The 21,593-nt window shown below is 71.3% G+C and carries 18 protein-coding genes and 1 pseudogene; 9 read left to right on the forward strand and 10 right to left on the reverse strand.

Annotated features, from left to right (window positions below):
• The first annotated feature begins 125 nt into the window (after positions 1-125).
• Positions 126-1,022, forward strand: a complete 897-nt coding sequence (locus IEJ02_RS37405; RefSeq protein WP_223865101.1) for a L,D-transpeptidase family protein — start codon at positions 126-128, stop codon at positions 1,020-1,022.
• Between the two features lie 239 nt (positions 1,023-1,261).
• Here IEJ02_RS37405 and IEJ02_RS37410 read toward each other — a convergent pair whose 3' ends face one another.
• The 4 genes from IEJ02_RS37410 to IEJ02_RS37425 all read right to left on the reverse strand — a co-directional run bounded on the left by IEJ02_RS37410 (position 1,262) and on the right by IEJ02_RS37425 (position 6,385).
• Positions 1,262-2,509, reverse strand: coding sequence for a hypothetical protein (locus tag IEJ02_RS37410; RefSeq protein ID WP_191068865.1), 1,248 nt, complete (start codon positions 2,507-2,509; stop codon positions 1,262-1,264).
• Positions 2,509-3,189: an RNA polymerase sigma factor gene (locus IEJ02_RS37415; protein WP_137980790.1), complete on the reverse strand. Its 681-nt coding sequence runs from the start codon at positions 3,187-3,189 to the stop codon at positions 2,509-2,511. Before IEJ02_RS37415 ends, IEJ02_RS37410 begins: the two co-directional genes overlap by 1 nt.
• A gap of 60 nt (positions 3,190-3,249) precedes the next feature.
• Entirely contained in the window at positions 3,250-4,284 is a 1,035-nt protein-coding gene (locus IEJ02_RS37420) for a DUF4328 domain-containing protein (protein WP_191068866.1), read from the reverse strand.
• A 451-nt stretch (positions 4,285-4,735) separates the two neighbouring features.
• Positions 4,736-6,385, reverse strand: coding sequence for a beta-N-acetylhexosaminidase (locus IEJ02_RS37425; protein WP_191068867.1), 1,650 nt, complete (start codon positions 6,383-6,385; stop codon positions 4,736-4,738).
• Positions 6,386-6,636: 251 nt separating this feature from the next.
• Between IEJ02_RS37425 and IEJ02_RS37430 the strand changes: the two genes are divergently transcribed.
• The 6 genes from IEJ02_RS37430 (at position 6,637) to IEJ02_RS37455 (ending at position 12,433) form a co-directional block, all read left to right on the forward strand.
• A complete protein-coding gene (locus IEJ02_RS37430; protein ID WP_191068901.1) occupies positions 6,637-7,194 on the forward strand; it encodes a 2-oxo-4-hydroxy-4-carboxy-5-ureidoimidazoline decarboxylase in 558 nt (185 codons plus the stop codon).
• Between the two features lie 251 nt (positions 7,195-7,445).
• A complete protein-coding gene (gene sdhC, locus IEJ02_RS37435; protein ID WP_191068868.1) occupies positions 7,446-7,826 on the forward strand; it encodes a succinate dehydrogenase, cytochrome b556 subunit in 381 nt (126 codons plus the stop codon).
• Between the two features lie 5 nt (positions 7,827-7,831).
• Positions 7,832-8,302 (forward strand): succinate dehydrogenase hydrophobic membrane anchor subunit, encoded by a 471-nt coding sequence (locus tag IEJ02_RS37440; protein ID WP_037953443.1) that lies wholly within the window; start codon positions 7,832-7,834, stop codon positions 8,300-8,302.
• 24 nt (positions 8,303-8,326) lie between these two features.
• Complete coding sequence (gene sdhA, locus IEJ02_RS37445; RefSeq protein WP_191068869.1) at positions 8,327-10,081, forward strand: succinate dehydrogenase flavoprotein subunit; 1,755 nt, start codon at positions 8,327-8,329, stop codon at positions 10,079-10,081.
• Positions 10,081-10,854 carry a succinate dehydrogenase iron-sulfur subunit gene (locus IEJ02_RS37450; RefSeq protein WP_137978354.1) on the forward strand — a complete coding sequence of 258 codons (774 nt, stop codon included), beginning with the start codon at positions 10,081-10,083 and terminating at the stop codon, positions 10,852-10,854. The genes sdhA and IEJ02_RS37450 overlap by 1 nt, the downstream gene beginning before the upstream one ends.
• A 145-nt stretch (positions 10,855-10,999) precedes the next feature.
• Complete coding sequence (locus IEJ02_RS37455) at positions 11,000-12,433, forward strand: VanZ family protein (RefSeq protein WP_191068870.1); 1,434 nt, start codon at positions 11,000-11,002, stop codon at positions 12,431-12,433.
• 47 nt (positions 12,434-12,480) lie between these two features.
• Here the strand turns inward: IEJ02_RS37455 and IEJ02_RS37460 are convergent, their stop codons facing one another.
• Positions 12,481-13,746 carry a metallophosphoesterase gene (locus IEJ02_RS37460; protein ID WP_370467183.1) on the reverse strand — a complete coding sequence of 422 codons (1,266 nt, stop codon included), beginning with the start codon at positions 13,744-13,746 and terminating at the stop codon, positions 12,481-12,483.
• Between the two features lie 630 nt (positions 13,747-14,376).
• The gene (locus tag IEJ02_RS49295) at positions 14,377-14,628 is read right to left on the reverse strand and encodes an SCO4848 family membrane protein (protein ID WP_037953585.1); all 252 of its coding nucleotides are present in this window, start codon (positions 14,626-14,628) and stop codon (positions 14,377-14,379) included.
• A gap of 10 nt (positions 14,629-14,638) precedes the next feature.
• Between IEJ02_RS49295 and IEJ02_RS37465 the strand changes: the two genes are divergently transcribed.
• Complete coding sequence (locus IEJ02_RS37465) at positions 14,639-16,075, forward strand: D-alanyl-D-alanine carboxypeptidase family protein (RefSeq protein WP_498067120.1); 1,437 nt, start codon at positions 14,639-14,641, stop codon at positions 16,073-16,075.
• Positions 16,076-16,196: 121 nt separating this feature from the next.
• Here IEJ02_RS37465 and IEJ02_RS37470 read toward each other — a convergent pair whose 3' ends face one another.
• The 3 genes from IEJ02_RS37470 to trpS form a co-directional block, all read right to left on the reverse strand.
• Positions 16,197-17,198, reverse strand: coding sequence for a YihY/virulence factor BrkB family protein (locus IEJ02_RS37470; protein ID WP_191068872.1), 1,002 nt, complete (start codon positions 17,196-17,198; stop codon positions 16,197-16,199).
• A 264-nt stretch (positions 17,199-17,462) separates the two neighbouring features.
• Positions 17,463-18,062, reverse strand: a complete 600-nt coding sequence (locus IEJ02_RS37475) for a 2'-5' RNA ligase family protein (protein WP_191068873.1) — start codon at positions 18,060-18,062, stop codon at positions 17,463-17,465.
• A 234-nt stretch (positions 18,063-18,296) separates the two neighbouring features.
• Complete coding sequence (gene trpS, locus IEJ02_RS37480; protein ID WP_191068874.1) at positions 18,297-19,310, reverse strand: tryptophan--tRNA ligase; 1,014 nt, start codon at positions 19,308-19,310, stop codon at positions 18,297-18,299.
• A gap of 76 nt (positions 19,311-19,386) precedes the next feature.
• Between trpS and IEJ02_RS37485 the strand changes: the two are divergent.
• A pseudogene (locus IEJ02_RS37485) lies at positions 19,387-19,941 on the forward strand (RNA polymerase sigma factor); the annotation flags it as partial.
• A gap of 356 nt (positions 19,942-20,297) precedes the next feature.
• Here IEJ02_RS37485 and glyA read toward each other — a convergent pair.
• Positions 20,298-21,569: a serine hydroxymethyltransferase gene (glyA, locus tag IEJ02_RS37490; RefSeq protein ID WP_191068875.1), complete on the reverse strand. Its 1,272-nt coding sequence runs from the start codon at positions 21,567-21,569 to the stop codon at positions 20,298-20,300.
• Positions 21,570-21,593: the final 24 nt, after the last annotated feature.

The following is a 21,593-nucleotide window of genomic DNA, read 5'->3' on the forward strand; positions in this document are numbered from 1 at the left end:
CGCCTCCTGATGGCTGATACCGGGCGTTCTCCCGGTACGGGGCCTTGTTCACAGCATGCGTCGATGTTCGCCCCCTGGCAGCCCCGGGAAGCATTCAGAGCAAAAAGATCAGGGGAGGGGTTCGGATGCACCGGACAGCGGTGGTCGGCACCGCGCTGGCCACGGCCACGGCGGCGGCGCTCGTCGCCGGGTGCCGGCCGGGGGAGGCGACCGTGAACGGCCGGGGGCAGGAGCGACCCCAGGCCCGGGCGAGTACGAGCGCACCCGCGCGCGAGACACCGCCCCGGCCGCGGCGCACGTACACCCACAAGGCCAAGCCCAAGCGGGCGGTGGCGCGCCCGCCGCGCACCACGGCCCCTGCCGTGCCGCGGCGCACCGCGCCGAGGGTGGCCCCGCCGGTGATCCCCTTCGGCACCAGCGGGGACCGGGTGCGCGAGCTCCAGGCCCGGCTGCGCGCGCTCGGCCTCTTCCACCGGAACCCGACCGGGTACTTCGGCACGATCACGCAGGCGTCGGTCAGCGCGTACCAGCGGGGCCACGGCCTCGCGGCCACCGGCTCGGTCAATCAGCGCACCTGGACCTCACTGCGCTCGGCGACGAAGACGCCCACGCGCGACGAGCTCTACCCGCCGACCACCCTCCCGCTGGCCAAGCCGGACCCGCGGTGCCTGACCGGCCGGGTGCTGTGCATCAGCAAGACCAGCCGCACGCTGGCCTGGATGGTCAACGGCCGGGTGGTGTCGGCGATGGATGTGCGCTTCGGCTCGGAGTACACCCCGACCCGGGAGGGGCTGTTCCAGGTCAACTTCAAGAGCCGGGACCATGTCTCGACGATCTATCACACGCCGATGCCCTATGCGATGTTCTTCAGCGGCGGCCAGGCGGTGCACTACTCCTCGGACTTCGCCGCCCGCGGCTACAGCGGCGCCTCACACGGCTGTGTGAACGTCCGGGACAAGAAGAAGATCGCCGCGCTCTTCGAGAAGGTGAAGGCGGGCGACAAGGTCGTGGTCTACAAGTAGGACCGCAACCATCAATTGAGGAACCCCGACGGCGAGCACCCGGTCCGCGAGAGCGGCGCCGGTTTAGGCGCAAAGAAGAGGGCGGCGCGGGCAGAGCCGGGGGAACGTGCTCTGCCCGCGCCGAATGCGCGGAGCCGTCGGTACGGGGGGAACCTCGGCTCCCGCGCGGCCGATGACCAGTCGGCCCGTTTCTTTCAGCGTCACCGCTGAAAAAAACGTCACACCTGGGTGCCCGAGTCTCAGTCGGCACCCGTTCCCGCGGTGGTCGTGGGGTCGCCCGAAGCGGGCGAATCCGTGGGTGTCGCGGGGTCCTTCAGCCTCTCGGGGTCAGCGGCGGTCGTGGGCGTGGTGGCGTCGCTCGGCGTGCCCGTGGTGTCCGGCGGAGGGGGCGGCGGGACCGGCTCGCCGTCCCCGCCCCCTTTTCCCTGATCGCCACCGGAGTCGCCACCGCTGCCCGAACCGGCAGTGTCACCGGAGCCAGAACCGGAGCCGGAACCGGAACCGGAACCGCCGGAGCCGCCGTTCCCGCTGCCGCCGTTGCCCGAGCCGCTGTCCGTGCCGCCGCTGTCGCCCCCGCTGCCCGTGTTCTCACCGCTGCGCGGGGTGCCGCCCGTACCGTCGTCGGCCAGGACCTGCGTGCAGTAGCCGTGGATGGCGGACGCGCCGCCCGCCGCCTTCGCCAGCTTCTTCAACGACTTCTTGTCGAGGTCCGCGCCCACACCCGTTTCGGAGGCCAGGTAGCGCGGGCAGACGCTCAGGGCCCAGCCCGGGACGCCGGGCGTCCCCTTCGAGGAACCCTTCGACGTACCGCTCTTGCCCTTGCCGTCGCCCTCCGGATCGGAGGGAACCGTTCCGCCCTGGGCGCCGTTCGAGCCCACATCGCTGGCATCGTTGTCGCCCGAACCGCTGGGACCAGGCGTCGTCGTACCGCCGTCCTCGGAGATCTCCGGATGGGCGGAGTTCCCGCCGGTGCCGCCGTCCGGCATGCTCACCGAGGGGCCCGGTGTGTGATCGCTCTGCCCGAACGGTGTCGGCAGTACCCCCGCGGCTGCCGCCACCGCGAATCCGCTGAGCGCGCATCCGGCCACGACCGCGACCATGCCCGCGCGCAGCGGGCGGCGCAGCCGCGGCTGTCTGTCTCTGAACCGCCGGATCCGGTGCGGCCGCCGGGCCATGTCCATTTCGGCCACCTCGGCCACGGACCCCGCCCCGGCCTCGGACCCCGCCTCGGCGCCGATCCCGACCCGGGCCGCCCGGAAGGCGGCCACGGCCGCCTCCTCACCGGGAAGCACGGACGCGTCGGAGGGGACCACCGTACGGCCCGCGCCGGCGACGGCGCTGAGCACGGCCGCCAACCGTTCCGCATCGGCATATGACTGGTCGCCCCGGCCGTCGGGAGCTGCGGGCTGCCCCTCGACCGGTTCGCCGCAAAGCAACCGCTCCGCGGCACTGTCATCCAGCCAGCTGTAGCGGTGGTCTTCGGCCATCACATGTCCTTCTGCGTTGGCGCGCGTGAATCCGTCACACCAGCAGACTTCGCCACGCCCGGCTTGGTTGCGCCACCGCCGTGTGACTCGCGTTGCCCTGGAACCCCGTCGAGCACCGAATCGCCCCCGGCCGCCGGGCCGATCAGATCGGCGAGCCGCCGCAGCCCCCGGTGGGCGGCGGTGCGCACCGCACCGGGCCGCTTGCCCAGCACCGCGGCCGCGCTCTTGGCGTCCAGGCCCAGGACCACCCGGAGCACCACCGCCTCGGCCTGGTCCTGCGGCAGCTGGGAGATCAGCCCGAGCGCCTTGCCGGTGCCGATGGCCTCCATCGCCTCACCGGCCGTGTCCGCGTCGGACGGCCGGAACTCCAGCTCCGACTCGTCGCCGCCGATGGCCGGGCGGCGGCCGCGCATCCGTATGTGGTCCAGCGCGCGATTGCGGGCTATCCGGGCCGCCCAGCCCCGGAAACGATCCGCGTCTCCGTTGAACCGGTGGAGGTCACGGGCTATTTGCAGCCAAGCTTCCGAGGTGATGTCCTCCGCGTCTCCATCACCGACCAGCGTGCGTACGTAGCCGAGGAGGCGAGGGTGCACGGACCGGTAGACGGTCCGGAAGGCGGTCTCGTCCCCTTCCTGCGCCGCGAGCACCGCGGCGGTCAGTTCCGCGTCGTCCCCCTGCACGCTCTCTTCCTGCCCCACTCGGAGAATCCGTGGTCCAGTCGATTCCGGCGTAACCCGCGGCTAGCCCTGCCCGTAGGGCGGGTACTGCTGACCGGGCTGGCCGGGCGGCGGGGTCGGCGGCATCTGAGGGGCACCATACGGGGTGGAGCCGGGGGCCGGGGAGCCGTACGGGTTCGGAGAAGGCATCCCGTACGGGGCCGGGCCGGCCATCTGCGGGGGCAGCGAGGCCCGCTGCTCCTGCATCACGGTGATCTGCCGGACCAGCAGCAGCGCCAGGACCGCCGCGGCCATGAAGATCACGATGGCGAACATGTCGAAGGCCAGGATGGAGTGCAGGCTCTCGATGTCGCTCTTCGCCTCCGAGGGAGTAGGGGAGTAGTCGTCGCCCTCCACCTTGCTCCGCAGCAGGTTGTACCGGATCCCGCCGACGGCGTTGGTGACCAGCGCCACGATCCAGGTGACCCACCATCCGTTGAGCATCCCGCGGCTGACGGCGTGCGGCCCCTGCGGGGAGCTGGCGCGCCAGATGTCGTTGGCGATCTGCTTGGGGAACCAGAGGTTGACCACCGGGGTGAACCACGAACCGGCCGCCCAGCCGCTGCTGAAGCGGTGCTGACCGGGCGCGAAGACCTCGGCGTTCAGCCGCAGCCGCCGGAACCAGATCGCCCAGACCACGGCGATCGCGACGGTGAGCAGCGAGTAGATGACCTGCGCCGTGGTGAACATGTCGTCGGCGTCGTTGAGGTCGTCCTCGGTGATGGAGACCGACTTGCCCTCGACCGCGTCGAGCATGTCCCCGATCACGCTGTACTGGCCGGATCGCGCCACCAGGAGGAAGATGAGCGCGGGCAGCGCCACCCCGAAGAGCACCACGAGCGTGGTGGAAAGTCCGCGCCGCAGATCGACCCCGCCGGTCGGCATGCCCATCGGCGGAGCGGCCGGGTAGCCGCCGGGCATCGGCGGCCCCTGCGGCGGGACGGACGGCTGGTGCGGGGGGCCGGATGGCTGCTGGAGCTGCTGCTGGTAGGTCCCGCATGCGGCACAGCGCCCGTCGGGGCCGACGGCGACAGCGCGGCAGTTCCCACACGGATACATGGTCTTTTGAGTCCCCCTGGGAACGTGACCGCTCCGGGCCACGCGAGAAAATGAGCCTCTGACCGCGCCCAGAGCGCGGACCTGCACGTTACGGGCATCCGACCGGTCCCGTCCAGAGCGGAACGAGCCCCGGACAGCGGGGTGAAGTCCCCGGTTTCGTCCAAGGGGAGGTGTGACGCAATCGAGGCGTGCGACGCTGTAAGGGGTACGAGCCTCTTGCGGGCTCTCCTGATCGACGGTCGGGGCCTCTCCTGTGGGGGGTGGCGGCCCCGACCGTCCTTCTTTTCTCCTTCTTGGAACGCCTTCCGCTCGGAACGCCTTCCTTTCAGAACGCCTTCCTTTCAGAACGCCTCCTCTCGGAACGCCTCCTCTCGGAACGCCTCCTCTCGGAACGCCTTTCTCCCTCGCGGAAGGCCCCAGGAGCGCGCGCTCGCCCCCGGTGGCCCCGCGCTCAGACCCCCAGCCGCTCCGCGAGCCGGGTGAATTCGGACCAGCTCAGCGGCGGCTTCCCAGGGTTCCACACCCGCTGTGCCAGCGCCGCGAGCGGCAGCCGGATGCCCTGGGCCACCTGGACGGGGGTCTGGGCCTGCGGCTGGTCGCCCCAGATGGCGAGGCGGGCGCCGAGGATCCGGTCGGGTCCGGTCAGGCTCTTGTCGGCGATGGGCGTGGAGTCGCGCAGCACCGCCGGGGACCAGTCCCGGTAAATGCGTTCCCCGGTCGGATAGGTGAAGCCGCCGGGCTCGCCGAGCACGTAATAGAGGAAGGAGTCGTTGAGGTTGACCACCTTGCGGCCCTCCTTCAGATACTCCAGCGGCTGCCGCGCCGTCTCCTTCAGCCGTCCCGTCCAGTACTCGACCTCGATGTTCTTGTCGGGCTTGACGACGCCGCCCGCGAAGAAGCCGTCGTTCCACGCCTTGGGCCGCTTGCCGAGCTGCCGCGCGAGCCGGGCCCGGTCGTTCAGCCAGCCGGTGACCAGATCCTGCACCCGGGCGCTGGGGCCGTACTTCTTCTTGGCGGCGGCCACCAGCTGGGGGAACGACGCCTGGGGGTCCTTGACGGTCAGCGCGAGGTACTCATCCGCGCCCAGGTGCCACCAGCGGCCGGGAAAGAGGGGGGCGTACTCGCGCATCAGGTCGTCGACGATGCGGGCCGCGGCCGGTTTGGAGATGTCCACCGAGCCCTGGAAGGTGGTGCCGCCCGCGTTGCGCAGCTGGAGCTGGGGATGGGCCCGGATGACGGCGCCGAGGTGGCCGGGTGAGTCGATCTCGGGGATGAGGGTGATGTGCAGCCGCCGCCCGAGCGCGACGATCTGCCGGACCTGGTCCTTGGTGAGGTACTGGGACGAGACGATCTCGGGGTGGCTGGTGCTCTGGATGCGGAAGCCCTGATCGTCCGAGAAATGCAGGGCCAGCTGGTTGAGCTTGAGATCGGCCATCTGGCGCATCCGGGCCTCGATCCACCCGACCGAGAAGAATTTGCGCGCGATGTCCAGGTTGAGGCCGCGCTGGGCGCGGCCGGGCCGGTCGTGGACCACGCCCTCGGGGAGGCGGCCGCCGGAGCGCAGGGCCTGTTTCACGGTGCGGGTGCCGTAGAAGACGCCCGCGTCGGCCGGGCCGGTGATCCGGGCGCGGCCGCCCGCGACCGTCAGGGTGTACGCCTCGCCGCCGCCGCTCTCCTTCGGGGCGAGGGCCAGGGAGAGGTCACCGCGGCGGGCGGGTCCCGAGGTGGTGCGCAGCCCCAGCTCCGCGGCGATCATGCGGGCCTCGTCGGCGAGCGGGCCCTTGAGGTCGGCCACCACCCGGCTGCCGTTGCCGGGGCGCCAGCCGGGGCCCGAGGCCGGGGTGAAGTCGCGGACGGAGGGGATGGTGCGAGGCGGCGCGGAGGCCGCCGTGCCGTGCGGCGGGACGGCCGAGGGGGACCGCGCCGAGGTGGCCGTCGTGGCGTGGGGCGAGGACCGCGCGGGCGAGGAGCGGGTGCCCGCCGGGCGCTGCCCGCCCTCCGTCTGCTGACAGCCGAGGGCTGTCAGGACGAGCGTGGCGACGGCCCCCGCGACGAGACCGCGGACGCAGGACGCCTTGGTGGCTCTGAGCGGCAATCCCATGGCGCTGTACCTCCTCCTCGGGCCCTCCCCGCTTCAGGCGTTCGGCCGCTTTTGGCCGAAAAACGCCCTGCGCCCCGAATGCCGTCCACCGCATGCGGTAAAACCACCTCGTTCGGGTGATATCGCGTTCCCTCCGGCACACCTACCTCCCCGCCTCGTTAGCGTGTACTGCTCACACGCCCAGCCCATGTGTCCCACGCCTCCCCCGGGTCCGTTTCTCCCGGGCGTCCGTTCCCATGCGCGCCTCATGCGTGTCCGAGGAGTCCACGCTGTCCAGGTCCAGGTCCCGCGCCGCCGCCTCCCGCCTCGACCGGCTCAACACCGCCCCCGCCGACGCGGCCGAGGCCGCGCTCCTCTCCTGTTGCGGCAGCCGCCGCTGGGCCCGGCTGATCGCGGCCCACCGCCCGTACCCGGATCTGGAGGCGCTGCTGGCCGCCGGGGACGAGGCCAGCTATGACCTCACCCCCGCCGATCTGGACGAGGCGCTGGCGGACGAGTCGGTCGTCGGCCATGCGCTGCCGCCCGCGGACAGCCTGGGGTCGCTGGCCGCGCACACCGCGCTCCAGGCCGCGCACGACGCGTACGAGCGTCGATTCGGTCACGTTTTCGTCATCTGTCTGGATGGTCTGCCGCCCGAGGAGCGGCTGGACCGGCTGCTGACCGGGATCCGGGACCGGCTGGGCAACGAGTGGGAGCGGGAGCGCGACAACACCGCGGAGGAGCTGCGGCGCATCGCCCGCGGCAGACTGGTCCGGCTGGCCGAGAATCCGGCCCGTCTGCCGGAAGCACCGGGGTTCCGGATCGCGTGACCGCCCGCCGCCGCGTGAGCGCCTGTCGTCGCGTGAGCGCCCGTCGTCGCGCCATCGCCCGTCGTCGCTTTGATCGCCTGTCCGTGATCGCGTGATCGCCCGTCCGTGCTTGATCGATCACACTTGAGCCCCCCGGCCGGACCCTCCGACAACACGTCGGTACGATGGCCAGGGCCGGTGGACCGTACCCGGCCGGGCCCGACCGACCGTGAAGCCGGCAGGCCCCAATCCCGCTTCCGGAGGGTTTTTCCGTGCCGGCTGGAACGCTGTATCGCGGCCGGGAAGGCATGTGGTCCTGGGTGGCTCACCGAGTCACCGGCGTCCTCATCTTCTTCTTCCTGTTCGTACACGTGCTGGACACCTCGCTGGTCCGCGTCTCGCCCGAGGCGTACGACAACGTGGTCGCCACGTACAAGAATCCCGTCGTGAACCTGATGGAGTACGGCCTGGTGGCCGCCATCCTGTTTCACGCCCTCAACGGCCTTCGCGTCATCGCCGTCGACTTCTGGTCCAAGGGCGCGAGGTACCAGCGCCAGATGCTCTGGGGCGTCGTCGGTATCTGGGTCGTGCTGATGGCCGGTGCCTTCTACCCGGTCCTCCAGCACACGCTGCGCGAACTGTTCGGGAGCTGACGCACATGTCCGCCGAGACCACCACCCCCGCGAGCGACGCGGTCAGCGCGTACGACGTGGATCATCCGGCCCCGGTCATCGAGCCGCCGCGGGCCCGCACCCGCAAGACGCCCAGGGCGACCCGGACGAACTTCGAGATGTACGGCTGGCTCTTCATGCGCCTGTCCGGCGTCCTGCTGGTCGTCCTGGTCCTGGGCCATCTGCTGATCCAGCTGGTGCTGGACGGCGGTGTCACCAAGATCGGCTTCGCCTTCGTGGCCGGCCGCTGGGCCTCGCCGTTCTGGCAGGCATGGGATCTGATCATGCTCTGGCTCGCCACGCTGCACGGCGCGAACGGCCTGCGCACGATCATCAACGACTACGCGGAGCGGGACAACACCCGCCTGTGGCTGAAGGCGCTGCTCTACACGGCGGCGGGATTCACCATCGTGCTCGGCACTCTGGTGATCTTCACCTTCGACCCGAACATCCGCTAGGCCCCGGGGCTGAGGTATCCACTCATGAAGATCCACAAGTACGACACCGTCATCGTCGGCGCCGGCGGGGCCGGGATGCGCGCGGCCATCGAGTCGACCAAGCGCAGCCGCACCGCGGTGCTCACCAAGCTCTACCCGACCCGGTCCCACACCGGCGCCGCGCAGGGCGGCATGGCCGCCGCCCTCGCCAACGTCGAGGAGGACAACTGGGAGTGGCACACCTTCGACACGATCAAGGGCGGTGACTACCTGGTCGACCAGGACGCCGCCGAGATCCTGGCGAAGGAGGCCATCGACTCGGTCCTGGACCTCGAGAAGATGGGCCTGCCGTTCAACCGGACCCCGAACGGCACCATCGACCAGCGCCGCTTCGGCGGCCACAGCCGCAACCACGGCGAGGCCCCGGTCCGTCGGTCCTGCTACGCCTCGGACCGCACCGGTCACATGATCCTCCAGACGCTGTACCAGAACTGCGTCAAGGAGGGCGTGGAGTTCTACAACGAGTTCTACGTCCTGGACCTGCTGCTGAGCGAGGTCGACGGGGTCAAGCGCACCGCCGGTGTGGTGGCGTACGAGCTGGCCACCGGCGAGCTGCACGTCTTCCAGGCCAAGGCCGTCGTCTTCGCCTCCGGCGGCTGCGGCAAGTTCTTCAAGGTGACCTCCAACGCCCACACCCTCACCGGTGACGGCCAGGCGGTCGCCTACCGGCGCGGGCTGCCGCTGGAGGACATGGAGTTCTTCCAGTTCCACCCGACCGGCATCTGGCGCATGGGCATCCTGCTGACGGAGGGCGCCCGCGGTGAGGGCGGCATCCTCCGCAACAAGGACGGCGAGCGCTTCATGGAGAAGTACGCGCCGGTCATGAAGGACCTCGCCTCGCGCGACGTGGTCTCGCGGTCGATCTACACGGAGATCCGCGAGGGCCGCGGCTGCGGTCCCGAGGGCGACCACGTCTACCTGGACCTCACCCACCTGCCGCCGGAGCAGCTGGACGCCAAGCTGCCCGACATCACCGAGTTCGCGCGGACGTACCTGGGCATCGAGCCGTACACGGACCCGATCCCGATCCAGCCGACCGCGCACTACACGATGGGCGGTATCCCGACCAACGTCCAGGGCGAGGTGCTGGCGGACAACGACACCGTCGTGCCGGGCCTGTACGCGGCCGGCGAGGTCGCCTGCGTCTCGGTGCACGGCGCCAACCGCCTGGGCACCAACTCGCTGCTCGACATCAACGTCTTCGGCCGCCGGGCGGGCATCGCCGCCGCGGAGTACGCCGCCACGGCCGACTTCGTCGAGCTCCCCGAGGACCCGGCCGGATTCGTCCAGGCACAGGTCGAGAACCTGCGTGACGCGACCGGCACCGAGCGGGTCACCGAGGTCCGCAAGGCGCTCCAGGAGACCATGGACAAGAACGTCATGGTCTTCCGCACCGAGCAGACGCTCAAGGAGGCCGTCGAGGAGATCGGCCACCTGCGCGAGCGCTACAAGAACGTCAGCGTCCAGGACAAGGGCAAGCGGTTCAACACCGATCTGCTGGAGGCCATCGAGCTGGGCAACCTGCTCGACCTGGCCGAGGTCATGGCCATCTCCGCCCTGGCCCGCAAGGAGTCGCGCGGCGGCCACTACCGCGAGGACTACCCGAACCGCGACGACGTCAACTTCATGCGGCACACCATGGCGTACCGAGAGGTGGGCGCGGACGGCTCCGAGTCCATCCGCCTCGACTACAAGCCGGTCGTGCAGACCCGCTACCAGCCGATGGAGCGTAAGTACTGATGAGCACCCCCACGCTTGAGAAGTCCGACCAGGCCCCCGAGGCGGCCGACGCCACCGCCTCGCACCTGATCACCGTCACCTTCCGGATCCGGCGCTTCAACCCGGAGATCTCGGACCAGGCGGTCTGGGAGGACTTCCAGATCGACATCGATCCGAAGGAGCGCGTCCTCGACGGCCTCCACAAGATCAAGTGGGAGCTGGACGGCACCCTGACCTTCCGCCGCTCCTGCGCCCACGGCATCTGCGGGTCCGACGCGATGCGGATCAACGGCCGCAACCGGCTGGCCTGCAAGACGCTGATCAAGGACATCAGCCCGGAGAAGCCCATCACGGTCGAGCCGATCAAGGGGCTCGCGGTCCTCAAGGACCTGATCGTGGACATGGAGCCGTTCTTCCAGGCGTACCGCGATGTGATGCCCTTCCTGATCACGACGGGCAACGAGCCGACGCGTGAGCGGCTGCAGTCCGCGGAGGACCGCGAGCGGTTCGACGACACCACCAAGTGCATCCTGTGCGCCGCGTGCACCTCGTCGTGCCCGGTGTTCTGGAACGACGGCCAGTACTTCGGCCCGGCGGCGATCGTCAACGCGCACCGCTTCATCTTCGACTCGCGTGACGAGGGTGGTGAGCAGCGGCTGGAGATCCTGAACGACAAGGACGGCGTCTGGCGCTGCCGTACGACCTTCAACTGCACGGAGGCGTGCCCGCGAGGCATCGAGGTCACGAAGGCCATCCAGGAGGTGAAGCGCGCGCTGATCACGCGGCGCTTCTGAGGACGGCTGTGGCTCCCTAGGAGCTTGTGGGCGAGGGCCCCGCTTCCCGGGTTTCCGGGGGCGGGGCCCTCGTCGTTGCGAGCCGTCGAGAGCTATGCAGCCTGGCTATACACCCTAGGTATACACATGACGTATAGTCGTGCTCATGGCCACCGCCTACGTTCTCCCGATCAAGACCGCTGCCGCGCTCTTCCCCCTGCTGGCGCTCTTACTGTTGCTGCCGACAGCCGTCGCCCTGTACCGCCGTCACGGCGTGATGTCCCGGGGGCGGGCGCTGTCGCTGTACGGCTTCCTCTACTACTCGCTCACGGCCCTCTGCATGACGATCGTGCCGCTGCCGAAGCAGACCACCGATATGTGCCAGCGGTTCGCGCTGGTGGCCCATCCGCAGTGGATGCCCGGGAACACCTTCAGAGACATCTGGAAGGAAGCGGACCACAAGGTCGGGCTCAACGCGCTGGTCCTCCAGAACCCCGCCGTGGCCGGAACCGTCTTCAACCTGCTGCTGCTCCTGCCGCTCGGCGTCTTCCTGCGCTATCACTTCCGGCGCTCGCTCCGCGCCACCGCCGCGATCGGCTTCGCGGTCTCGCTGTCCTTCGAGCTGACGCAGTGGACCGGGGTGTGGGGCCTCTACACCTGCCCGTACCGGCTCTTCGACGTGGACGACCTGATCGTCAACACGGCGGGGGCGTTGGCCGGTTGGCTGCTGACCGGGCCCGTCGTGCGGATGCTGCCCACGTTGGAGACGCTGGACGGGCGGGCGCTGGCGGCGCGGCCGGTTCCGTTCGGGCGGCGGCTGACGGCGCTGGTCGTGGATGTGGCCGGATATGTCGTCGCCTCGGTGTTCACCGCCGCCGTGATGACCTATCAGGGCGGGTCGGCCCCCACCTGGATGCTGGTGGGGATCTTCGTGGCCTGGTTCGTGCTGCTGCCGCTGGCGACCGGGTCGACCCCCGGAAAGCGGCTGTTGCTGCTGAAGCTGGTGGCGGACGACGGCGGTCCGCTGGTGCCCTGGCGGCTGACCCTGCGGGCACTGCTGATCGGGGCGCTGGTGATGCCGTTCCTGGCGGGGCTGTTCCTGGCCGCGCTGACGCTGCTGAACGAGCCGTATCCGTCCGGCCTGTTCGCCACCGTCCGCGACTCGGGCACGCAGGGCGCGGCGGCGGTCCTCATGGCGCTGAGCCCCGTTCAGCTGCTGGCGGTGCTGGTCGGGTTCTCGCTGACGGTGGTCTGCGTACGGAAGACGCTGCGCCACCCGGACCGACTGGCCCCGCACGACCGCATCTCGGGCATCCGCAACGCGACACTGCCGCACAGGCGGGCGGCGCGGGCGGCTGCACGGACGGGTGACGGGACGGCTGATGGGGCGGCTGGTGGGACGGCTGATGGGCGCGTTGACCGGCCTACTGGCCCGCTCGCTGACCGGCCCGCTCCGGTCGCGGTGGAGCCGGTCGCGGTGGCGCGGGCGGCCGAGGACGCACCGGCGGGCGCGCCCGGCCGTCCGGTGGCCACCATGGCCACCACCGGTCCGGGGCCGGGTCCGGCGGAGGCTCAGCGGTCCGCCGCCAACTCCCGCTGAGGCACGGCGTGCTGATGGCGGATCGGCGGCGACCCGACCGCAGCCGATCAGGCGCGGGTCGAGGCGAGCTCCACGACGGTGACGTCCGGGGGCGCCCCGACCCGTACCGGCGGGCCCCAGGCGCCCGCGCCCCGGGTCACATAGAGCTGGGTGTCGCCGTACCGGTCGAGCCCGGCGGCGGTGGGGTTGGCGAGCTCGGCCACATAGGTGCCGGGCCACAGCTGACCGCCATGGGTGTGGCCGGAGAGCTGGAGATCGACGCCCGCCTCCACCGCGTCGTGGATCACCACCGGCTGATGGGCGAGCAGCACGGAGGCGCGTGAGCGATCGCGGTCCCCGAGCGCCTTACCGAAGTCGGGGCCCTGGCCCTCGCTCTCGCCCGCGACGTCGTTCACCCCGGCGAGATCGAAGCCGGGCAGCTCGGTGCGCTCGTTCTCCAGGGGACGCAGGCCCAGCTCGCGCACGTGGTCCACCCACTCGGCGGCGCCCGAGTAGTACTCGTGGTTGCCGGTGACGAAGTAGCTGCCGTGGCGGGCGGTCAGCCCGCGCAGCGGCTCGGCGGCGGGGCCGAGGTCGGCCACGCTGCCGTCCACGAGGTCGCCGACGACGGCGACGAGGTCGGCGTTGGTGCGGTTGACCGCCTCGACCACCCGCCGGGTGTGGTCGCGGCCCAGGATCGGTCCGAGGTGGATGTCGCTGACGACGGCGATACGGAAGCCGTGCGCTCCGCGCGGCAGCTTGGCGAGCGGCACGGTGATCCGCTTGACCCGCGGCCCACGCAACACGGTGTACGTCCCGTACCCCACCGTCCCGGCCGCCACGGCGGTGGCCCCGACGGCCACGGCCCGCGCGACGAAGAGCCGGCGAGAGGACGTGGGGGCCGCGTCCGCCGGGTCGGCCGCGTCGCCCTTGGCGGCCTCGACGGCGCCCGCAACGGCCTCGGCCGCCCCGCCGTCCGCGAAGGCCGGGGGCGCCGCGCCTACCGGGCCCGCCACGCCGTCCGTGGCGGCCGCCTGAGCGGTGGGCTCCTCGGCGGCCTCGGCCGCTGTAGGCGCAGCCGCCTCGGCCGCTGTGGGCGCAGCCGCCTCGGCCGCCTGGGCCTCGGCTGCCGAGGCGGCTGCGCCCACAGCGGCCGAGGCGGCTGCGCCCACAGCGGCCGAGGCGGCTGCGCCCACAGCGGCCGAGGCGGCTGCGCCCACAGCGGCCGAGGCGGCTGCGGCGACCTTGACCGCCCCGGCCGTGGCGGGCCCCGCCGCACCAGCCGACGCCTTGACGGCCCCGTCGGCGACGGCCTCGGCTTCGGCTTCGCTCACCACAGCCGCGCCCACGCCATCTCCGGCCGCTGAGCCCGCGCCGCCTTCGGCCGCCGCGCCCTCGCGGCCGCCCGTGCGGACGGCCGCCGGAGCGGGAGCGGGAGCGGGCACGGCGCCGCCGCTGTCGTCGGCGAACGCCGTCGGCGCCCCGCCGGGTGCCGCCGATCCGGCGGCCATTGCCCGCCCAGTGGTAGCCGCCTTCGCGGCCGCTCCCGGGCCACTGGTCGACCGCACATCAGCGGACCTGCTCAGCCAGGCGCGCAGCAGGGGGCGTACCGCCTCACCGACCAGCAGGGCCAGGGTCAGGTACAGGAGCAGCGCGAGCCAGAGGTAGCCCGGCCAGGCGAGGGCGCGCTGGAGGGGGAAGGGCGCGCCCGCACGGCCCGCGACCAGCGCGCCGACGCTGATCAGCGGCAGCGCGAAGGCCGCCGCCGTGCCCGTACGGCGCGCCCATCCCGCGCGCGCCGTCGTATCGCGGACGAGCCGCCGCCACACATACCAGTGGACGCCGGTCAGCAGACCGACGACGACCAGTGCGATCAGGACGTAGAGCACGACCATCCCGGGTCCCCTCCCCTAGCGACTACGCGACTACCTGCCACGGCTGCCTGCCACAGCTGCCTGGAACGGCTACTCGGAGGCATCGTTCCGGCGCAGAGCGCGTACGCCACGCAACCCGATCACCCCGATCGCCGTCCCCAAGAGAAACGAGGTGATCGCGAGCAGCAGATGCACCCAAAAGTACGCGGTGGGGTCACCGGAGTCGTCGAAGGCGAGTCCGCTGGCGTCCTTCCACAAATTTTTGACAAAGGTGAACCAGATGACCCAGCTCCAGACCCCGAAGGCGAGCAGGAACCAGGACACGGGGCGGCTGAGCTTCATGGTCTCCAGTATGGGCACGGCCCCCCATACCTCCACGCGGGGGTATGCCGTCAATACGTCGGCGCTGCTGTCGCTCTCCTCAGCGACGCCAGGTACGTTCACCTCCGTGCCCACACCTTCCTTCACCAGCACTCACGTCCGACGCAGCACCCGTAAGAGCACGGGCAAGAGCACCGACAAGATCTCCGGCAAGGGCCGCGCCCCCGCCCGCCGCGCCGCGGCGCCGCTGGCCGCCACCGCCGCCGCCCTCCTGCTGTGCGGTCCGCTCGCCGCCGCCCCGGCGCACGCCGCCGACCAGCCGGGTGGCTCCACGGACGCGGTCAAGCCGCCCGCGCACATGTCCACGCTGGGCGGGAAGCGGCTCGGCCGCCCCGGCACCCAGGTGGACCCGAAGCCGGGCGCGCCCGCGCTGCCCAAGGGGCTCAGCGGGAAGTCGTGGCTGGTGGCCGACGCCGAGTCGGGCGATGTGCTCGCCTCGCACAACGCCCACTGGCAGCTGCCGCCCGCGTCCACGCTGAAAATGCTGTTCGCGGACACGCTGCTGCCGAAGATGCCGAAGACGAAGACCCACAAGGTGCGGCTCTCCGACCTGGAGGGGATGGGCGAGGGCAGCAGCCTGGTCGGGGTCAAGGAGAACTACACCTACTCGGTCCACGACCTGTGGCTCGGCGTCTTCCTGCGCTCGGGGAACGACGCGGTGCACGTGCTGTCGGCCATGAACGGCGGGGTCCCGGAGACCGTGAGGGAGATGCAGGCACACGCGAAGTACCTCAACGCCCGGGACACCCATGTGGTCACCCCGGACGGCTACGACGAGAAGGGCCAGGTCAGCAGCGCGTACGACCTGACACTCTTCGCCCGCTCGGGGCTGCAGAAGGCGGATTTCCGGGAGTACTGCTCGACGGCGACGGCGCAGTTCCCCGGTGTGTTCAAGAAGGACAAGAAGGGCAAGAAGACCCGCTCCAGCTTCGGCATCCAGAACACCAACCGGCTGCTGACCGGCCTCGGCGTCGAGCCCTACAAGGGCATCGCGGGGGTCAAGAACGGCAACACCACGAACGCGGGCGCCACCTTCACCGGGGTCGCCCAGCGCGGCAACCGGGTGCTGCTGGTCACCGTCATGAATCCGCAGCAGAAGGAGCCGAACGAGGTCTACAAGGAGACCGCGAAGCTCTTCGACTGGGGATTCAAGGCGTCGGGCTCGGTGAACCCGGTCGGCACCCTCGTCCGGCCGGGCGCGGCGGGCGCGAACCACCCCTCGGCCGGTACCGAGGACGGCCATAAGCACGCCCAGGCGTCCGTCTCGACGGACAACGGAAGCTCGGGCGGCATGTGGACCGCGGTGGGCATCACGGGCGGCTCCCTGGCCCTGCTGGGCGCGGTGGCCTTCGGGGTGCACCGCCGCTGGCCGCTCCCGGAGCTGGTGCGCCGCCGCTCACGCGACTGAGCGAAAGCCCTTACGGCCGGCCGTGGCCGCCTTACTGCCGCCATGACCGCCTTATGGTCGCCGTGGCCGCCTTACGGTCGCCATGGCCGCCGTGGCGCCTTACGGTCGCCGTCGTCCGTCGTCACGCCGCCGCCGGCGGGCCTTCCGGCCCGCTGGCGCGGGGCTTCTCGACGACCTCCGGCTCGGGCGGTCCGGACGGCTCCGACGGCCCGGACGGCTCCGACGGCTGGGCCTTGTCCGCCTCGGCCGCCCATTCCGCCTCGTGCTCGGCCTGGGCGGCGGGCGGGGTGGCGGTCCAGGCGGCGCAGTACAGCGTGAGCTTCGCGGTGAAGTTGATCCACAGCAGCAGCGCGATGGGCACCCCGAACGCCCCGTACATGCTCTTGGCCGCCACGTCCTTCAGATAGCTGCTGAGCAGCAGCTTGAGCAGTTCGAAGCCGATCGCCCCGATGAGCGCGGCGACCACGACCGTATGGCGGGGCGGCTCCACGCCGGGGAGCCAGGTCAGCACGTAGCACAGCAGCAGGAAGTCGGCGCCGACGGCGATGAGGAACGCGGCGATCCGCAGCAGCCAGCCGCCGACCCCGTTCTCGGGGATGCCGATGAGCCGGGCGACCCGGCCCACGGCGGTGGCGGCCAGGGCGGACACGGCGAACGACACGAGCGCCACCCCGCCCAGCCCGATCAGTACGAACGCGTCCTTGACCTTGCGCACCAGCGGATTGCCGGGGTCCTCCTCCAGCTCCCACACGGCGCGCAGGCACTCGCGCAGCGAGCCCACCCAGCTGATGCCGGTGAACAGCAGCAGGGCGCCCGCGACGACCCCGATCGTGCCGGCGTTCTGGACGAGCGCGCCCAGGTCGAGCTGGCCGGAGATGCCGGGGATCTGCTGGGCGAGCTTCTTCTGGAGCTGCGCCATCTGCGACTGGGTGAGCGTCGCCGCGCCGATCGCCGCGCCGACGGCGACGAGCGGGAAGAAGGCGATGAAGCTGGTGAACGTGATCGCGGCGGCGAGCCGGGTCCAGTGGACGCGGTCGAGCCGTTCGTACGTACGCCAGGCGTGGGTGCGCATCAGCCGGGCCAGGGCGGGGCCGACGACAGGCAGCCGGGTCAACCATTCCATGATCAGCAACTACCCCTCTGCGCGTTGTCACTCCTCGGCGCGCCGGGCGCGCGGTTTGGATACCCGGGTTCCCCGGACCGGCGCTCCCCTCATCACTCTTTTCGGTGAGGGCGTGCATACGGACGCACGATCACTCCATGAGCGGCCCCGTAAGGGCGCGGGGCTGTGGCGATGTGCGGCTCCGCCGCGCGGGCGCGACCAGCCACGACGGGCCCGCGGATGACTGACGCACCGGAACCCCGGCGGAGCGCTCCGGCGGAGCGCTCAGTGGGAGGGCGCCGCCGGGCGCGAGAGATCGGCCTGACGGGGCACCATGGGCGGGGCACCGCCCGGCCGTTCATCCGCCCCGAAGGGGTATTCGCGGTCCAGCCGCCAGACCCCGTCCGCCCCCTGCTCGTACAGCGCGAAGCCGGTGATCGTCCAGGCGGCCTCGTACTCCTTGAGCTCCACGAACGCCCGGTCCATCGCCTCCTCGTCGATGCCGTGCGCGACCGTGACATGGGGGTGGTACGGGAACTGCAGCTCACGCGCGCACGGCCCGGACTCCGCCCGGATCCGCTCCTGGAGCACCGCGCACTCCTCCGCGCCCTCGACGATCCTGACGAAAACCACCGGTGAGAGCGGCCGGAAGGTGCCGGTGCCCTCCAGCCGCATCGGGAACGGCCGCCCCTCGGCCGCGACCCGCGCCAGATGGTCCTCCACGGCAGGCAGCGCCGAGGCGTCGACCTCGGTCGGCGGCAGAAGGGTGACATGCGTGGGGATGCCATGGGCGGCCGGGTCCCCGAAGCCCGCGCGCCGCTCCTGGAGGAAGCTGCCGTACGGCTCCGGGACCGCGATCGAAACGCCGAGCGTTACGGTCCCCACTGCGTTCTCCCTCCTGGCCCTCCCGGGCTGCTGGGTTCTGGCCGCTGCACCCGTGTCAGTGTGGCGGCTGCGCCGCCTTCGCGGCTAGATTCCTCGGTCCTTCGGCACACCCGTCCAAAGGCCCCCTGGTCAGGGGGCCGGACCGGTGTGTTCCGCTGTCCGCGCGTCCGTATGGGTACGTGCGCGGGGCGCTCCGTGCTCACCGGGCGGTGGGCACGGCGCTCGGCGTGCCGCTCAGCGCACCGCGGGCAGGAAGCCCACCTTGTCGTAGGCGGCGGCCAGCGTCTCGGCGGCGACGGCCCGGGCCTTGTCGGCGCCCTTGGCCAGGATTCCGTCCAACGTCGCCGGGTCGCCCAGGTATTCCTGGGTCCGCTCGCGGAACGGCGTGACCCACTCGACCAGCACCTCGGAGAGGTCGGTCTTGAGCGCGCCGTAGCCCTTGCCCTCGTAGCGGCGCTCCAACTCCGCGATGGCGGTGCCGGTCAGGGTGGAGTAGATGGTCAGCAGATTGCTGACGCCCGGCTTCTTCTCCTCGTCGAAGCGGATCTCCGTCTCGAGGTCGGTCACCGCGCTCTTGATCTTCTTCGCCGAGACCTTGGGCTCGTCGAGGAGGCTGACGATGCCCTTCGGCGTGGACGCCGACTTGCTCATCTTGATCGTCGGGTCCTGGAGGTCGTAGATCTTCCCCGTCTCCTTGACGATGTACGGCTCGGGGACGGTGAAGGTCTCGCCGAAGCGGCCGTTGAAGCGGTCGGCCAGATCGCGGGTGAGCTCGATGTGCTGGCGCTGGTCCTCGCCGACGGGGACGTGGTTGGCCTGGTAGAGCAGGATGTCCGCGACCTGGAGGATCGGGTAGGTGAAGAGGCCGACGGTGGCCCGGTCGGCGCCGTGCTTGGCCGACTTGTCCTTGAACTGTGTCATCCGGGACGCCTCGCCGAAGCCGGTGAGACAGTTCATCACCCAGCCGAGCTGGGCGTGCTCGGGCACATGGCTCTGGATGAAGAGCGTGCAGCGGTCCGGGTCCAGACCGGAGGCGAGCAGCTGGGCGGCGGCGAGCCGGCTGTTGGCGCGCAGCTCCGCCGGATCCTGCGGCACGGTGATCGCGTGCAGGTCGACCACGGTGTAGAACGCGTCGTGGGTCTCCTGCAGCGCGACGTACTGCCGGATCGCGCCGAGGTAGTTGCCGAGGTGGAAGGAACCTGCGGTGGGCTGGATACCGGAGAGCGCACGGGGACGATCGAGGGCCATGCCACCCATTCTCTCAGGTGTGGAACCAGACTCCGTCCGCCGGTGTATGAGAGGTGTGAGGACTGGTGAAGCACAGATCATCGCGCGGGTGCGGGCCGGCGACGCCGAGGCGTATGCCGAGCTGGTGCGGGCCCATGCGCCGATCGCGCACCGCACCGCCCGGCTGCTCGGGGCGGGCGCGGATGCCGAGGATGTGGTGCAGGACGCCTTTGTGAAGGCGTATCTCGCACTCGGGCGGTTCCGGAGCGAGGCGGCGTTCCGGCCCTGGCTGCTGCGGATCGTCGCCCATGAGACGAGTAACGCGGTGCGCTCGGCGCGCCGCAGGCGCACGGCGGCGGACCGGGAGGGGGCGCTGCTGGCCGGAGCCGAGCCGGTGATACCGGAGTCGGCCGATCCGGCGGCCGTGGCGCTGGCGGGCGAGCGGCGGGCGCGGCTGCTGGCCGCGCTGGAGGAGCTGAGCGAGCCGCAGCGGCGGGTGGTGATCTACCGCTATCTGCTGGATCTGGACGAGGGGGAGACCGCGCAGGCGCTGGGCTGGCCGCGCGGCACGGTGAAATCGCGGCTGAGCCGCGCCCTGAGACGGCTGGAGCGGCTGCTGGGGCCGTCGGAGCCGTCGGAGACCGAGAGGGAGACGGCCGATGAGATGGAGTGGGGAGGCGAAGGAGATGGCCGAGGAAGGGCTGCCCGGAGAGCTGCGGGCGCTCGGACGGGGGCCGGGGATACCGCCGTCCGGCGGACCGCCGCGGCACGGCGTGTCGCGGGCGGGCGGCATGGAGCCGGAGGACGGCATGGAACCGGAGGGCGGCGCGCTCCCGGGGGCGTCGGAGGACGGCGTCCCGCCGGAGGGCGGGGAGACGCTGGTCGAGCGGGTGCTCGCCCGGATCGTGGGCCTGCCGGTGCCGGTGGCCGACGACGACCGGATCCGGGAGGAGCAGTGGTGGCGGCCACTGCCCGGCCTGGAGGCCGGGCAGGGCCCCGCGCCGGGGGTCAGCCGGTCGGCAGACCGGGCGCCGGGTAGGCCGCCATCAGCTCGGACACCTCGGCCCTGATCTTGATGAGGGCGCCCTCGTCACCGCCCTTCGCGGCGGTCACCCCGCGGTCGATCCAGTCGGCCACGGCGGGCATGTGCCCGGTGGACAGACCGCGCGAGGTGAGGGAGGGGGTGCCGATCCGGATGCCGGAGGGGTCGAAGGGCTTGCGCGGGTCGTAGGGCACGGTGTTGTAGTTCACCACGATCCCGGCCTGGTCCAGGGCCTTGGCCGCGACCTTGCCCGGCACCTCCTTGGGCGTCAGGTCCATCAGGATCAGATGGTTGTCGGTGCCGCCGGAGACCAGATCGAAGCCGCGGGCGAGCAGTTCCTCGGCGAGCGCCTTGGCGTTGGCGACCACGGCCCGGGCGTAGTCACGGAAGGCGGGCTGGGCGGCCTCGTGCAGGGCCACCGCGATGGCGGCGGTGGTCTGGTTGTGCGGACCGCCCTGGAGCCCGGGGAAGACGGCCTTGTCGATGGCCTTGGCATGGGTCTCGCGCGACATCAGCATCGCGCCGCGCGGACCCCGGAGCGTCTTATGGGTGGTGGTGGAGATGACATCGGCGTGCGGGACGGGCGAGGGGTGGACGCCGCCCGCGATCAGACCGGCGATATGCGCGATATCGGCCACGAGCACCGCGTCCACCTCGCGGGCGATCTCCGCGAAGGCGGCGAAGTCGATCGTGCGGGGCACCGCCGTGCCACCGCAGAAGATCAGCTTGGGCCGCTCCTCGCGGGCCAGCTGGCGCACCTGGTCGAAGTCGATCGCGCCGGTGTCCTGCCGCACCCCGTACTGGACGCCGCGGAACCAGGCGCCAGTGGCGGAGACGCCCCAGCCGTGGGTGAGATGACCGCCCATGGGCAGTGACATGCCCATCACGGTGTCACCCGGCCGGGCGAAGGCCAGATAGACCGCGAGGTTGGCGGGCGAGCCGGAGTAGGGCTGGACATTGGCGTGCTCGGCGCCGAAAACGGCCTTGGCCCGGTTGATCGCCAGGGTCTCCACCTGGTCGATGACCTGCTGGCCCTCGTAGTAGCGGCGGCCCGCGTAGCCCTCGCTGTACTTGTTCTGCAGCACCGTCCCGGAGGCCTCCAGGACGGCGGCGGAGACATAGTTCTCGCTCGGGATCAGGCGCAGGGTCTCGGACTGCAGCAGCTCCTCGGAGCCGACGAGGGAGGCGAGTTCGGGGTCGGCGGCGAGAAGGGCGGGATGGGACAGGGGCAGGCTCATCGAGTCCTCCGGGGCGATCGGTGA

It is taken from the genome of Streptomyces sp. 5-10 (assembly GCF_014712245.1).
Taxonomy (GTDB): domain Bacteria; phylum Actinomycetota; class Actinomycetes; order Streptomycetales; family Streptomycetaceae; genus Streptomyces; species Streptomyces violaceusniger.

What these genes read in the sequence shown, in the direction of transcription:
- IEJ02_RS37405 (WP_223865101.1), top strand. Translation starts at nt 126, where the DNA reads ATGCACCGGACAGCGGTGGTCGGCACCGCGCTGGCCACGGCCACGGCG.
- IEJ02_RS37410 (WP_191068865.1), bottom strand. Translation starts at nt 2,509, where the DNA reads ATGGCCGAAGACCACCGCTACAGCTGGCTGGATGACAGTGCCGCGGAG.
- IEJ02_RS37420 (WP_191068866.1), bottom strand. Translation starts at nt 4,284, where the DNA reads ATGTATCCGTGTGGGAACTGCCGCGCTGTCGCCGTCGGCCCCGACGGG.
- IEJ02_RS37425 (WP_191068867.1), bottom strand. Translation starts at nt 6,385, where the DNA reads ATGGGATTGCCGCTCAGAGCCACCAAGGCGTCCTGCGTCCGCGGTCTC.
- IEJ02_RS37440 (WP_037953443.1), top strand. Translation starts at nt 7,832, where the DNA reads ATGTCCGCCGAGACCACCACCCCCGCGAGCGACGCGGTCAGCGCGTAC.
- sdhA (WP_191068869.1), top strand. Translation starts at nt 8,327, where the DNA reads ATGAAGATCCACAAGTACGACACCGTCATCGTCGGCGCCGGCGGGGCC.
- IEJ02_RS37450 (WP_137978354.1), top strand. Translation starts at nt 10,081, where the DNA reads ATGAGCACCCCCACGCTTGAGAAGTCCGACCAGGCCCCCGAGGCGGCC.
- IEJ02_RS37455 (WP_191068870.1), top strand. Translation starts at nt 11,000, where the DNA reads ATGGCCACCGCCTACGTTCTCCCGATCAAGACCGCTGCCGCGCTCTTC.
- IEJ02_RS49295 (WP_037953585.1), bottom strand. Translation starts at nt 14,628, where the DNA reads ATGAAGCTCAGCCGCCCCGTGTCCTGGTTCCTGCTCGCCTTCGGGGTC.
- IEJ02_RS37465 (WP_498067120.1), top strand. Translation starts at nt 14,639, where the DNA reads ATGGGCACGGCCCCCCATACCTCCACGCGGGGGTATGCCGTCAATACG.
- IEJ02_RS37470 (WP_191068872.1), bottom strand. Translation starts at nt 17,198, where the DNA reads ATGGAATGGTTGACCCGGCTGCCTGTCGTCGGCCCCGCCCTGGCCCGG.
- trpS (WP_191068874.1), bottom strand. Translation starts at nt 19,310, where the DNA reads ATGGCCCTCGATCGTCCCCGTGCGCTCTCCGGTATCCAGCCCACCGCA.
- glyA (WP_191068875.1), bottom strand. Translation starts at nt 21,569, where the DNA reads ATGAGCCTGCCCCTGTCCCATCCCGCCCTTCTCGCCGCCGACCCCGAA.